This is a genomic window from Pseudomonas sp. SJZ077, assembly GCF_007993905.1.
Classification (GTDB): domain Bacteria; phylum Pseudomonadota; class Gammaproteobacteria; order Pseudomonadales; family Pseudomonadaceae; genus Aquipseudomonas; species Aquipseudomonas mandelii.
Genome location: NZ_VIUJ01000018.1, coordinates 1 through 14,555, shown reverse-complemented (window position 1 = coordinate 14,555; position 14,555 = coordinate 1). Strand labels below are relative to the sequence as shown.

Genomic DNA, 14,555 nt, shown 5'->3' with positions numbered 1-14,555 from the left:
GTCCCGCTCCTTAACGCAAGTTGATGGTGGTGTTCACACCGTCGTTGACGCTGTCGTCATCGAACCAGCGACTGGTGACCGTCTTGGTCTGAGTGTAGAACTGCACCACTTGCTTGCCATACGGACCGAGGTCGCCCAGTTTGGAGCCGCGCGAACCGGTGAAGCTGAAGAACGGGACCGGCACTGGAATCGGGATGTTGATGCCGACCTGGCCAACGTCGATTTCGGTCTGGAATTTGCGCGCGGCCGCACCGCTTTGGGTGAACAGGCCGGTGCCATTGCCGAACGGGTTGGCGTTGACCAGTGCGATGGCCTCATCGAGGGTATCGACTTCCAGGACCACCAGCACCGGGCCGAAGATTTCCTGGGTGTAGATTTGCATCTCGGGGGTCACGCCGGAGAACAGGGTCGGGCCGACAAAGTTGCCCTTCTCGAAGCCTGGAACGGTGACGTCGCGACCATCCAGCTCCAGCTTGGCGCCTTCCTTGATGCCGCTCTCAATCAGATCGAGGATCCGCTGTTTGGCTTTTTTCGAGATCACCGGGCCAACGTCAGTGCCCGGCTCGCTGCCGGCATTCACGGTGAGTTTTTGCGCCAGCGCTTTCAGGTCCGGCAACCATTGTTTGGCCGCGCCCACCAGCACCACCACGGACGTGGCCATGCAACGTTGGCCCGCTGCGCCGAAACCGGCGCCAACCAGCGCATTCAGTGCTTGTACGCGATTGGCATCTGGCAGAACCACAGCATGGTTTTTCGCGCCCATCATCGATTGCACACGCTTGCCGTGTTTGCCGGCCAGGTCGTAGACGTGAGTACCGACCGCAGTCGAACCGACGAAGGAAACAGCCTTGATGTCTTTGTGGGTGCAGAGCGCGTCCACCACGTCCTTGCCGCCATGCACCACGTTGAGCACGCCCGCCGGAACACCGGCCTCGATCGCCAGTTCCACCAGCAGCATGGTCGACATCGGGTCCTGTTCGGACGGCTTGAGCACAAAGGTGTTGCCGCAGGCGATGGCCATCGGGAACATCCACAGCGGAATCATCGCCGGGAAGTTGAACGGGGTGATGCCGGCGCAAACGCCGATGGGCTGACGCAGGGTGTAAGTATCGACGCCGCCGGCGACGTTTTCGGCGAACTCACCCATTTGCAGGGTGCCGATGGAGCAAGCGTGTTCGACCACTTCCAGACCGCGGAAGATGTCGCCCTCAGCGTCGGCGATGGTTTTGCCCTGCTCGTTGCTGAGCACCACGGCGATGCGCTTGGAGTGTTCGCGAATCAACGCCTGTAGCTTGAGCATGATGCGCATCCGCGCGCCGATCGGCGTCAGCTTCCAGGTCTGGAAAGCACGATGGGCAGCGCTGATCGCAGCGTCCACTTCCTGCGCGGTGGCGAACGGAACCTTGGCCAGCACTTGCTGGGTGGCCGGGTTGACGATGTCGTGCCACTCGGTGGTCTGGGACTCGACCCACTCGCCGTCGATCAACAGCTTGACCGTTTGCACAGTGGTTTCGTTTGGCGTGAGCGATGCGTTCATGTTGGGTCTCCGGGACGTTGTTGTTATCTAGAGAACTATCTTGAGAGCCAAGGCGAGAAAGCAGCCTTGAGATGAGGCGTGTGTCGCGAATTGGTTGTCGGACTGTTTTTGGAGTATAGATGTGCAAACTTCTAATAAGAACGCACATAAAAGCCGGTCCATCATGCAAAAAAACATCACGTCGTTAGGCTCATTGAACTGGGATGACCTCAAGTTTTTCCTCGAAGTCGCCCGCACCCGCAAGGCCAGCACGGCGGCCAAGCGCCTGGCGGTGGACTACACCACCGTGTCGCGGCGCATCAGTTCATTGGAAGCCGCATTGGGTACGCTGCTGTTCGAGAAGTCCCGGACCAGCGGTTTTGTCCTGACCACCGAAGGTCAGCGATTGCTCGGTTACGCGGAATCGATTGAGAGCACGCTGCACATGGCCTGCGAACAGGTTTCAGGCTCCGGCGTGGCGCTGTCCGGGCATGTGCGCATGGGTTGCACCGAAGGCTTCGGCAGTTTTTTCATCACCCCGCAGCTGAGCCATTTTGTCGACGCCTACCCGGCGATCTCGGTGGACATCCTGCCGCTGCCGCACTTCATCAGCCTGTCCAAGCGCGAGGCGGACATCGTCATCGCCCTGGAGCGCCCGGAACATGGCCCTTACGTCTGCTGCAAACTCTGCGACTACAAACTGCAGCTTTATGCGACGCAGGATTATCTGGACAAGCACCCGCCGATCCGCCGCCCGGCAGATTTAGGCAAGCATTCATTCATCAGTTATGTCGACGATCTGGCGTTTAGCTCGGAGCTGTTGTACCTGGCGAATGTGTTGCCCGGCGCCAGCGCCAACTTGCGCAGCACCAGCGTGATCGCACAATTCGTGGCGGCGCAGCAAGGACGGTCATTGGCGATTCTGCCGTGCTTCCTCGCGGCGCAGGACTCGCGCTTGCTTCCGGTGTTGCCGGAAGAGATCAACATCACGCGGCAGTTCTGGATGTACTGCCGCGAGGACCTGCGCAAGCTCAAGCGGATCACCCTGTTGTGGGATTACATCCGTTCTGTCACCGAGCAGAATCAGAGTCTGTTGATGGGCGAAAGCCGGGAGATGTTGTTCGCCGACTAATCGGCGCTCACCACGATCGATACCCGGCGGTTTTCGGTGCGGCCAGAGGCGGTGTCGTTCGACGTCACCGGCTGACTGCTGCCAAGACCGCGCAGTTGGATGTTTTCTTCTTTCATGCCCACCGTGGTCAGCACTTTGCCGACGCTTTTCGCGCGACGCAGGGAAAGTTGTTCGTTGTAGGACTCTTTGCCCGAGGCATCCGTGTGACCGTCGACCCGCACTCGCTCGATGCCGACACCCAGCAAGGCCTTGCCGATCTGTTGGACGATCCCGGTACTGGCGGCGTTCAGGCTGTCATCGTCACTGCCAAACAGCACTTTGCCGGATAGACCGAACGCCCAGCCCTCATCGGTCAGCTCGAAGCCTTGCTGTTTGAGTACAGTGATTTGCGCCGGGGTCAGCCCCTTTTGCGGTGCGGTCTGGCACCCGGTCAATGCCAGGACGGCCATGAACAAGGTGATTGCGAAAAATCGCGGGGAACGCTGGGTAATTGAGAACACGGCAATTTAGCTCCTGGTGTGTACGTGGGCGACCGGGTGCTCCGCCCCGGACGTGTGCTGCGCACCTCGGGAAAGGCGCTTGGCCTGGTACATCGCCGCATCGGCGGCATTGAGCAATGCGCCCGGGGTGGCACCATGATCCGGGTACACGGCGATACCGATACTGAGTGAAGTCAGGACCTGGGTATGACCCGGTAACGGGATGGGCTCTTCCATGCTGGCAAGGATCTTGTCAGCGATCCGCTCGGCGTCTTCGGTTTTATGCAGCGGCGTCAGCAACACCGCAAATTCGTCACCACCCAGCCGCGCCACCAGATCCTCTTCACGCAACTGCGCCCGAACCCTGCTGGCGACGGCAACCAGCACGGCGTCGCCGGCGGCATGACCGAAGCTGTCATTGATTTCCTTGAACCGGTCACTGTCGAGAAACAGCACAGCCACGCGCTCATTGAGCTTGTGGGCATTGCGCAGTGCACGCATCAGACGGCCTTCGAAAAACGCACGGTTTGGCAATCCGGTGAGGCTGTCGTGGCTGGCTTGGTGCGCCAGGGTTTCGTTTTCGCTTTGCAGGTGGGTCTGCCAGGACTCGAGTTCATCGAGCAAGGCATTGAAGTCGTTGCCCAGGTTGTCGAGTTCAGCGATATCGGCGGGTGGCACGCGCCGGTCGAAGGCTCGATCGCTGCGGGCGGCGTGGGCTACGGCGGCCAGGCTTCGCAGAGGCCCCGTGATCCCGCGAAGTTGTCGGCGTGCCAGATAGAGTGCGACCCAGGCGCTGATGGCTGTACACAGAATAATGCCCATCAGGCCGCTGAGCAGAAAACGCATCAAGCTGCCACCGTGACCGGTGAGCTGAATGCTGCCGATTTCCCGACCTTGATGAACGATCGGCATGTCGATGGGTTTTTCCAGAAAGGCTTTGGCGAGCTGCAATTCCAGATCAGAGAGCAAGCCGCTTTCCGGTCGCTGCCAACGGGCCAGTAACCGGCCTTTTTCATCCAGCACCCTGGCGTCAGCGACTTCTTCAGTAGAGGCGATCAATGCCAGGGCCTCAGTGGCAGCGGCTTTATCGTTGAACACCACCGCGGCTTCCACGGTGTAATTGATCGAGCGTGCGATCAGGTGCAGGTTGTGGTCGGCATACACCCGCAACGCCAATACACCCAGCAGTGTCAGCGAGACGCTGGCCATGGCCACGGCGACCAAGGCGACGATCAAATGTCCCCGGCCAATGACCGAGCGCAACGTTGGACGACTACCCGGTTTGAATAGACTCATGGCGCCGCCGGCTTGCGGCGGGACAGTTGCAGCACACTGGGGTGAATGCGCACGCCGCTACGGGCGACGGAATCGAGGTTGACCTCGAAAGATACCTGATCATCAGTGACCCTGAGGCAGAACAGACTGCCGACGGTGCATTGATCATCGCTCTCGCTGATGCTCAACACCGGGCGTCCTGTCAGCGAAGCAAAGAGTTGGCGGCGCTCGTCGTCGGTCAATTTGCCGATGTACACCGCATCGCATTCACCGACGATCGACGGATTGTCGGCCAACAGCCGGCGCACAGTGACGGGCCGGCCGGTGGCTTGGGTTGTGCCCTTGACCAGGTCGTCGGTGTATTCGGTGGGGCCGACCACGCACAGGCGCAGTTGCGCAGGCTCAACAGGCCAGCGCGCATAACTGAGAATCCCGAGGACAACCTGAGTGACCGATCCGGCACGTTGGTCGGCCATGCTCACCGGGGTTTCCGATTGAGCGAACACGACACCGGTCAGCAAGCAGAGGAGCCCCGCGAGCAGCACTTGCTTGCGGCTAACGACGCGCCCTGTCGTCCAGACAGCCACCTTCATGCGGGGATTCTCTTCGATGTTACGAAATAATGTCGCAACGATAGCATAGCGTTTACCCCCCAGCGAGGCGGTGCACTACGGCACTTCGGACAGTTTCCGGCGTACACGCCAGCCTATCGATGGCTCGGCTCAACCCCATCGTCCAACTCCAGCATCAACCCGCTCAAGCGCTTGACCTTGCGCCGCACGGCCTCCTCAAACACTCCGGCCCGTGGCTCGATCAAGGTGAACCAGTTCTTGGCCCGGGTGATCCCGGTGTAGATCAACTCCTTGGTCAGTACAGGGTTCAGCGCATCCGGCAGAATCAACGCCGTATGGGCAAACTCCGAGCCCTGGGATTTGTGTACGGTCATGGCATAAACCGTCTCGACATCGTTGAGTCGACTCGGTAGAACAAATCGCACGCCACCCTGGCCATCATTGCGCGGGAACGCTACACGCAGTACGTGCTTGCCAGCCTCAGGCCCATCACGTTCCGGCAGTTTGAGGGCAATACCGATATCACCGTTCATCAACCCCAGGCCATAGTCATTACGCGTCATCAATACCGGGCGACCTTCGTACCACTGCTGGTCGCTGTCGATCACTCGAGCCTTGAGCAGCGCGGCGGTTACACGTTGATTCAATCCCTCCACGCCCCATGGCCCTTTGCGTACCGCGCACAACAACTGGAAGGCGTCGAAAGCTTGCAATACCTGACGCGCCCAATCGGTCCAGCGGGAGTCTTCGAGCAGGCTGTCGAGCGGTGGCCGCTGGCTGCGAAGCACACTCAGGTAGTGGCGATAACCTTGCGGTCCGTCGCCATGGCCTTCGAGCAGCAAGTGTTCCAGCGCCCGGTCGTGCTCACCTTTGAGGGGCAGGGAAAACACGTCGGCGTGACTTCGAGCAGCCAGCAACGTGCGGGCTTCCTCCGGTTGCTGCTGATTGACCCATCGCGCCAACTGGCCAATGCCGCTGCCTTCACCGAACCGGCGCGAGTGACGCAGCATCACCACTTGCTGGGCCAGGGGGTGAGTCGCGTCAGTGTCTTCCTGCAAACCGCTGGCCAGCAGGCTTTCACCACTGACCGTCTCCAGCCACTGGCGCGTCTGCGGACTGTACCAACCGGCCTCGGCGTCGCGGCACAAATCACCGAGCACGGCACCGGCCTCCACCGATGCCAGTTGGTCCTTGTCACCGAGCAACACCAGCCGGGCATGAGCCGGCATCGCGTCGAGCAAGTTCGCCATCATCTCCAGGTCAATCATCGAGGCTTCGTCCACCACCAGCACATCCAGCGGCAAGCGATTACCGGCATGGTGACGGAAGTGCCGGGTACCGGGGCGACTGCCAAGCAGGCGGTGCACGGTAGTCACGTCAGAGGGGATCTTGTTTCTTACGTTTTCATCGACTTCCAGCGTCCGGACTTGCTGGCTGATGGATTCTGTCAGCCGTGCCGCCGCTTTACCGGTGGGTGCGGCAAGGCGGATTCGCAACGGTTTGCCGGCCTCCACCGCTGGCGCCTGGAGCAATGCCAGCAACCGCACGACCGTGGTGGTTTTACCGGTCCCCGGGCCGCCGGTGACGATACTGAACGCACTGCGGGTAGCCAGGGCACAGGCGAGTTTCTGCCAATCGATCACTTCGCCGGGCCTGGCTGGACCGAATAAACCAGTGAGTCGCTGGGGCAAGTCATTCGGCGTTGTTTCGTGTTCAGCCAGGCGCAGGCGAAGGGCGTTGTCGATGCGTCTTTCGTAAACCCAGTAGCGACGCAGGTACAGGCGCTTGCCCGACAACACCAAGGGCCGTGATTGCGCAGCCTCACGACCATCGACCGCCAGAGCCACCAGACGGCTGGACGCCAGGACCTTGCACCAATGGGCGCCATCCAGCGCCTCAAGCAGTTGCGACGGCAACAGCATCGCGCCACTTTGCAGATCGCCTTCGGGTGGCAGCGACAGGGCAAAATCCGGCTCTTTGAGCGTCTCGAACAGGTCCAGGCAGACATGGCCGTGACCCAGTTGGTGGCTGGTCAATGCGGCGGCAAGCAACACCAACGGATCGTCGTCGGGGGCAAGCTCGTGGAGGAAGGCCACGAAGGCTTTGTCCAGCGCCCGCAGCCAGCCACGTTCGACCCACCGCGAGAGTAAAAGCAACAAGTCATCGGCACGACTCAGGGGTGCCAGATCCGCCATGGTTTCGGCTGCCAATGACGTGGGCAGCAAATCGGCGAAGGTGCGGCTCATAACAATACTCCCTGTTCCCAGGCGGGTTCGGCCTTGGGTTCTGGCTTGCCCTGGAAGAGCCGATCCAGACGCTCGATCAGCTCTCTGGGCGGACGGGAGAAATAGACGCCCTGGGTGGATGCCCGTGTGCCGCGCAAGAACAAATACAGAGCGCCACCGACATGCCGGTCGTAATCGTAGTCGGCAAGCCGCGCCTTGAGCTGGCGATGCAGGGCCAGCAGGTACAACACGTATTGCAGGTCGTAACGATTGTCGAGAATCGACTGCTCCATGGCCTGCTCGGTGTACGCCGCGTCATCAGGGCCCAGCCAGTTGGATTTGTAGTCGGCAACGTAATATCGGCCGTCGTGTTCGAACGTCAAGTCGATGAAACCCTTGAACATGCCGTTGAGCGAGACCGGTTCAGCGGCGACCCGGGCGACGCCGTTGTGGGTGTATTGGCGCACCAGTTCATCGAGCTTGAGCACGTCGACTTTATGGCTGGCGAACCAGAATTCCATCTCGACGCGGTATTGAGTGAGCTGCTCGAACACGACCGGAGGCTGCCCCCCGCCGAGGTGCAACGAAGACTTGAGCAAGTGCTGCAACCAATCACTCAGCGTGGTGATCCAGCCTTCCCAGCCTCGGCGGTTGCAGCGGCGGGCAATGGCATCTTCCACGACTTGTGGTGCAGCAGAAAAACCTTCATCACCGGCCCACTCCAGCAAACCATGGAGAAAGGTGCCGGGGTTGGGGCCGCGGGGGAACCGATGGATATCGGCACCACCGACGGCCACTTCTCGTGGCGCCTGCGGATCGAGACGTTCATCGTCAAAGAGCTTTTGCGCCTGCGGATTCTCCGGGGCCTCGTCACTGCCCACGCTCAGACTGTCGCCGATACGCAAAGCGCTGTACGAAGCAATCCACCAGTTTTCACTGGCCTTGCGCTTGGGTATCAGCGGCGCAAGCAACGTCGCGTCATTGCGTGGCGGATGGTAATGCTCGGCCGTCGCTGGCGGCATATCACCGTACAGAAGCGCCGGGCAGTCCTGCTGGAGGTCTTCGAGCCAGCGTTTCAAACCTGCGGACTCGGCCAGAGGGGCACCACCGCCGAGCAAGTAACCCAATGCAGAAAGGTGCAGCACCGAGCTGTTGTTATTGCCGCGCTTGAGATCGGTCACACCCAGCCAGCAGGCATGTTGCGCCCGGGTCAGGGCGACATAGAGCAAACGCAGATCCTCCGCCAGACGTTCATCATCGGCGAGGGCGATCAACTCCGCAGTCGGTTTCAAGGTCACCTGCGCCTTGCCGTTTAAATCGTGGTAATGCAGCGGCAAACGGCTGCCATCCACCGGTTTTGCCGAGCAAATGAACGGCAGAAACACCAAGGGATACTCAAGGCCCTTGGACTTGTGAATGGTCACGACCTTAACCAGTTGCTCGTCGCTTTCCAGACGCAGGATCTGTTCTTCGCCGGCCTGACCGGACAACGCCAGATGCTCGGACAAATGACGAATCAGCGCTTGCTCGCCATCAAGCTCCGCAGCGGCTTGTTGCAACAACTCGGACAGGTGCAGCAAGTTAGTCAGTACCCGCTCACCGTCGCTGCGGGCGATCAACGATCGAGGCAACTGGAAGTCATGCAGCAAGCGCCGCAACATGGGCAGCACGCCTTGCTTGCGCCACAGCTCGCGATAACCGCGGAACTGCATGACCCGCGCTTCCCAGGCCAGTTCGTCCTGATTCAGCCGCTCCAGTTCCGCCAGGGAAAGGTTCAGCGTGATGCTGGCCAATGCGGCTCGCAGCGGTCGCTCGACATCCGGCTCGGCACAGGCTTTGAGCCAGGTCAGCAGGTCGTGGGCTTCTTGAGCGGCGAACACCGAATCCTTGTCCGACAGATAAACGCTGCGCACCCCGCGTGCAGACAGTTCGCCCCGCACGGCCTGGGCCTCTTTGCCGTCGCGAACCAGAATCGCGATGTCCGCGGGTAGCAGGCCCCGGAAGTCCATGTCCTTCTCAATGAAACCTGCCCGACCTTCCTGGCCACCATTAAGTAACGCGGTGATTTCACTGGCGCACGCGGCGGCGAGTTTTTGTCGGTATTCCACGCCGGACAGCGGCTGATCGGCGGACAGGTGCCAGATGTTCAGAGCCGGCACGAGCTGGCCATCGATGTGCAGAACTTCTTTGCGCCCTTGGGACTCGACGGGCAGGAACGGTACCGGGTTCTCACCGTTCTTTTCACGAAACAGAAACGCGCCGCGCCCCAGCTCACGAGACTCCGCGCGCTCGAACACATGGTTCACCGCATTGACCATGCCATGGCTGGAACGGAAATTCGTACCCAGGGTATGCAGACGGCCGGCGGTGGCCTGGCGGGCTCGCAAGTAGGTGTAGATGTCGGCGCCGCGAAAGGCGTAGATCGCTTGCTTGGGATCGCCGATCAGAAACAGGCCGCCTTCAGGGTTGTTGTCTTCGATGCGATAGATGCTTTCGAAAATCCGGTACTGCACCGGGTCGGTGTCCTGGAACTCATCGATCAGCGCCACCGGAAACTGTTCGCGGATCAAGGTCGCCAAGCGTTCACCACCCTCGGATTGCAACGCCGCATCGAGCCGCAGCAACATGTCGTCGAAGCCCATTTCCGCGCGGCGGCGTTTTTCTTCTTCGAACCGTGCCCCGCCCCATTGCGCAGCATGTTGCAGAACGGCCGCGTCGGGGGTTGGCAAGCCGTCGAGGCTGGCCTTGAGCCCGGGCATGGCGTCCAGCCCCGGATGACTGGGGGCGGCGCCTTTCCAGGCTTCGGCCATGCCGTCAGGCGTCAGGCGAGTGAAGCCCGTGCCGATATCCAGTTGCTCAAGGGATTCATCTTCGGCCCATGCTTTGAGCTTTTCGAACCAGGGTTCGAAATAACGTGCCTGCATCTTTCGACCATCGACACTTTTGCTCGCAACACCTTGGTGACAGATGGCAAGCAGTTCGTCCGCCCATTGGCGCCAGGGCATCTTGAGTTCGAGCAAGGCCAGTCGCCGTTCCTGCAAGCACTCGGCGATCAGCTCGGCAGGCTCCTTGCCTTCAGTGCTGTCACGCTCACTGGCGAATAAACTACGTACTCGCGGTAATAACGCCGCTGGCCCTCCCCAATTACCCCGCACCCAGTTCAGCGCATCACCTTGCATCGGATAGCAGAACAGGCGCCAGTAATCACGCAGGACTTCACCCAGCAAGTCGCTGTGATCGGTTTCCAGGGTCTGGGTAAACAGGCTGCCACTGTCAAACGCGTGCTCACGCAACATGCGCTGGCACCAACTGTGAATGGTCGAGACGGCGGCTTCATCCATCCACTGCGCGGCAATGTCCAGACGGTTTGCACAGCCGGACCACTGTTCCGGGAGGTACTGGTCACGCAACTCCGCGATGAGGCTATCGGGTGCCTGGGTCTCGTCACGAAAGTATCGGGCCGCTTCGGCCAGTCGGGTACGAATACGCTCGCGCAGCTCTTTGGTCGCGGCATCAGTGAACGTGACCACGAGGATTTGCGGCGGCAAGAGTTCACGCCCAAACCCACTCGATTCGCCACCGTGACCAAGGACCAGACGCAAGTACAGCGCAGAAATGGTGAACGTCTTGCCGGTACCGGCGCTGGCTTCGATCAGTTGGCTGCCGCTCAAGGGAAAAGCCAGGGCCAGCGGTGTTTTCGTGGTCATGAGCGCGCCTCCTCGCTGGTCAATGAACGCCAGGGGGCTTCAAGCATCGGTTTGTACAAAGCGTTGCACCAATCGGGGAAAGTCTCCTCGGCGGTCAGCGCGTCGTAATCAGCGAACTGTCGTGCCAGTGCCGGACTTTCGCGGCGTTCGCCGTCGGTGGTTTGACCGTCGCCTTCATAGGCCTTGCGAGCAGCGGCGTCGGCTTTGGCCGGGTCAGTTTGAGAGAGCCACGCGAAGGCGGTTTTCACGGCAATCGGCAGGGGTTGGCGCATGCCGGTTTGCCATGCTTGCAACAGGTTACTCAAGGCATGACGTGCAGCGCCCTGCTCCAAAGGGGCCAGTAGCAGACTGTCGTCACTGGCGACCAGCGCGGTGGTCATCGACATGCCGCTGGCGCAAGCGACCAGGTGATTGACCCAAGGTCGCGTCAGCCGATGCCACTTGCGGGTCTTGATCGAACCAATGCTGTTGGGAATCGTGGTAATCGACAACAGGCCACCATCCGCACGCTGGTGCAGGCCACTGAGCCAGCCTTCCAGGCGCAGGCCTTCCAGTTCCAGATTCACAGGCAACGCACTAGTCAGCGGCGTTGGCCACAACGTAAGGAGTTGTTGATAACGCTGCAACAGATCTGGCAGCGGCTCGATCAACTCTCGCTGCAGGCATTCGCCGAAACCGGCCATGGGCAAGAGCCCGCTGTTTTGCAGACGCGTTGCCTGGGCCTCAAGCGCATGATCGACGTGATCCAGTTGCCCGAGCGCCGCTTCGAGCAAACTGTCACTGAGGCTATAGCGTTGGAGAGCGTCGAGTACGAAGGGCTCTTCGTCGGCCAAGGGGGCTTCAGCCGCTTCGAAGAACACCTTGAGTCGCTGACTGAAAAAATGTCGCACGGGATTGCGCAGGAAATCCTGCAATTGACCGAGGCTCAGCGGCTCTTCCTGAACATAGGCATCAAGGGGCTTGATGTCCGTTGCCTGTTCACTGGCTTGATGAAGCACCTGCCACTCGCTTGCGAAACTGAACAGGTCATTACCTTCATGAAAATAGCGAGCGCTGAAAGGTTGCAGCGGGTGTTCCTGAGTCACGGACTCCAGCAGCTTTTCACTGTCGACCTGTAATCGCCAACCACCGGCAAGATGATCGCGCAGTTGACCAATCAGTACCGAGGCTGGGCGCTCGCTATTGTCCCGAATACTACGGCCGACCCAACTGATATAGAGTTGGTCACGTGCCGACAACAGGGCTTCCAACAAGAGATAGCGATCATCCTCGCGCCGGGAACGATCACCCGGGCGGTAATCACTGCCCATGAGATCAAAGTCCAGCGGCGGTTGTGCACGCGGGTAATCTCCGTCATTCATCCCGAGCAGACAGACGAGTTTGAAGGGGATCGCCCGCATCGGCATCAAGGTGCAGAAGTTGACGGCTCCGGCCAGAAAACGCTGGGACAGCCGGCCCTGGTCGAGGCCTGCCAGCCAGGCTTCACGGACCACGGTCAAGGGCAGCTCATCATGCAAGCCCACTGATTCGCAGGTCTCGAGCCAGGTTTCCCGCAGTTCTTCGAGTTGACCCAGCAAGTAGTCGTCATGTTCATTGCTGGCCTGGAAGAACAACTGCACCAAAGCTTGCATCCTGACGCCCCATTGCTTAGGCGGTGCAGGTTGAGTCAGTTCCTGATGGGCAATCTCCAACGCGTCCAGCAGCGCAACCAAAGGACCGATGAGCGCAGCATCCAGACCGCCAATCTCGTCGTAAGGCTCAATGCCTTCGCAAGCAGCGGCGCTGCCGACGGCATAACCAAGCAGCATCCGGCGCAGGCCAAAACGCCAACTGTTTTGCTCCAGTTCTTGAGGCAAACCCAGACCCGCGCGCTGCTCGGCATTCATTCCCCAGCGAATACCAGCGCCTTCGATCCAGCGATGCAGGGTGGGCAGGTCACGTTCCTCGACACCGAAGCGAGCGCGCAGTGCAGGAACATCCAGCAAATCGAGGATCTCACTGACGGGGAAACGGCTGTCGGGCAGTTTGAGTAGATGTTCGACAGCAATCAGCAGTGGATCACGACCGCGCTGGCCTTGATCCGCCAGTGTGAAGGGGATGAAGCGCGGATCGAAGCGATCAAGTTGACCGAAGACTGCACGGATATGCGGAGCGTAGCTGTCGATATCCGGAACCATCACGATTATGTCGCGAGGCTTCAAGTCTGGATCGGCACTGAAGCGTGCGAGCAACTGATCGTGGAGGATTTCCACTTCGCGCTGGGCGCTATGGGCGATGTGGAAACGAATGGATTCGTCCTGATTGAGATCGACAGCCGGCCAGAGCTCGCGGGTTTCATTCAAGGGGCGCAGTTCAAGGATGTCGTCCTGCAACTGGTTGAGCATGGTTTGTGGCTGGCTATCACTGAACAAGTCGATGCGCCCATCACGGAATGCCGAGCGGTAGCTGTTGGGATCGTCGTAGCTGTCGAGCAGATTGATGTAGTCCCGCCCCTGCTTGCCCCATGCCGCCAATAGCGGGTGTGCATGTTGGTGAAGGGTTTGCGGATCAAGCACGACAGGCATTCCGCTCTTGCGAGCCTGGCGCTTGTATTGATGCCGCAGAAGGTCTTTATCGGCGACGATGTCTGCCCAATGATGACGACATGGGTTGTGTACGCAAAGCAGAACCTGGCTGAATCGCGCCAGTCCGGCGAGAGCTTCGAGCGCTTGCGCCGGGAGAGAGGAGATCCCGAAAACGATAACCCGGGAAGGTAATCCGCTGGGGGCCACGTCGAGGCTGTTGATGCGCTCGATGAACCGTTGATGAACACCGGCACGGCTTTGCGCCATGCCTTGCTCACCCACATCCAGCAACAGAGCACGCCATAACTCTGCCTGCCAGCAGTTGGCTGGGGTCAGGGGCTTGGCTTCGCCTCGGCCGTTTCGCAATTGATGACGACCGTCCGCCCAATCTTCGAGCCAGTCGGCCCGGTATACCTGGTATTGGTCGAACAGATCAGCCAGCCGCTCGGACAGCTGGTAGCGTTTGCGCAGGTCAGTGTCATTGGTAAGGAAGCGTTGCAGCGGTTCGAAGTGCGGTTGATTGATCAACTGGGGAAGCAGACGCATCAGACGCCAGGTGAGTGGAGCTTTATCGAGCAGGGATTTGACCGGAATTTCATCACGACCCAGAACCATGCGATAGAGCTGCCACATGAAGCTGCCTGGGAGTTGAACGTCGATGGCTGCCGCAATGCCGCAGCCACCCATGTCGTCTTCTTCAGGGTCTTCAGCCAGAGCCAGTTTCAGCCACTGGGCGATGCCGTTGCTCTGTACCAGGGCGATTTCATTTTCCAAGGGAGCCAACGGGTAGCGGCGCATCCAGCTGACCACCAGACTGCGCAACTCGTCCAGGCGATTACCGTGAACCACCATAAAACCAGCACTGAGGGACGTCGCGTCCGGCATAAAGGCTTCCTTGGAAAAATACAAAAGCTAGGGCCGAACCTTAGCATTGTCGGGAGACTGTGACAGCCGGGAGCCGTCCGATGTTGCTGTACGAACTTTCCTGCGGACAAAACAAAACCCCTACCTGCATACGCAGATAGGGGTTTCGGAATTTAATCTTGACGATGACCTACTCTCACATGGGGAAACCCCACACTACC

The 14,555-nt window shown here is 60.0% G+C and carries 8 protein-coding genes; 1 reads left to right on the top strand and 7 read right to left on the bottom strand.

Annotation, left to right across the window (positions count from 1 at the left end; genetic code table 11):
* Nucleotides 1–10 precede the first annotated feature (10 nt).
* The gene (locus tag FBY01_RS23590; RefSeq protein ID WP_010463738.1) at nucleotides 11–1,537 is read right to left on the bottom strand and encodes a CoA-acylating methylmalonate-semialdehyde dehydrogenase; all 1,527 of its coding nucleotides are present in this window, start codon (nucleotides 1,535–1,537) and stop codon (nucleotides 11–13) included.
* A gap of 163 nt (nucleotides 1,538–1,700) precedes the next feature.
* Here FBY01_RS23590 and FBY01_RS23585 point away from each other — a divergent pair, with 163 nt between their 5' ends.
* Complete coding sequence (locus tag FBY01_RS23585; protein ID WP_010463739.1) at nucleotides 1,701–2,648, top strand: LysR family transcriptional regulator; 948 nt, start codon at nucleotides 1,701–1,703, stop codon at nucleotides 2,646–2,648.
* On the opposite strand, the gene FBY01_RS23580 is transcribed toward FBY01_RS23585, so the two are convergent.
* The 6 genes from FBY01_RS23580 to recC form a co-directional block, all read right to left on the bottom strand.
* Nucleotides 2,645–3,148, bottom strand: a complete 504-nt coding sequence (locus tag FBY01_RS23580) for an OmpA family protein (RefSeq protein ID WP_010463740.1) — start codon at nucleotides 3,146–3,148, stop codon at nucleotides 2,645–2,647. The two genes, FBY01_RS23585 and FBY01_RS23580, sit on opposite strands and share 4 nt — an antisense overlap.
* A 6-nt stretch (nucleotides 3,149–3,154) precedes the next feature.
* Nucleotides 3,155–4,423 (bottom strand): diguanylate cyclase domain-containing protein, encoded by a 1,269-nt coding sequence (locus FBY01_RS23575; RefSeq protein WP_145309835.1) that lies wholly within the window; start codon nucleotides 4,421–4,423, stop codon nucleotides 3,155–3,157.
* On the bottom strand, nucleotides 4,420–4,995 hold the full coding sequence (locus FBY01_RS23570) for a YfiR family protein (RefSeq protein WP_145309837.1): 576 nt from the start codon (nucleotides 4,993–4,995) through the stop codon (nucleotides 4,420–4,422). Before FBY01_RS23570 ends, FBY01_RS23575 begins: the two co-directional genes overlap by 4 nt.
* 113 nt (nucleotides 4,996–5,108) lie before the next feature.
* Entirely contained in the window at nucleotides 5,109–7,220 is a 2,112-nt protein-coding gene (gene recD, locus FBY01_RS23565) for an exodeoxyribonuclease V subunit alpha (protein WP_102595236.1), read from the bottom strand.
* Entirely contained in the window at nucleotides 7,217–10,906 is a 3,690-nt protein-coding gene (gene recB / locus FBY01_RS23560) for an exodeoxyribonuclease V subunit beta (RefSeq protein ID WP_145309839.1), read from the bottom strand. The genes recD and recB overlap by 4 nt, the downstream gene beginning before the upstream one ends.
* A complete protein-coding gene (gene recC, locus FBY01_RS23555) occupies nucleotides 10,903–14,355 on the bottom strand; it encodes an exodeoxyribonuclease V subunit gamma (RefSeq protein WP_145309841.1) in 3,453 nt (1,150 codons plus the stop codon). The genes recB and recC overlap by 4 nt, the downstream gene beginning before the upstream one ends.
* Nucleotides 14,356–14,555: the final 200 nt, after the last annotated feature.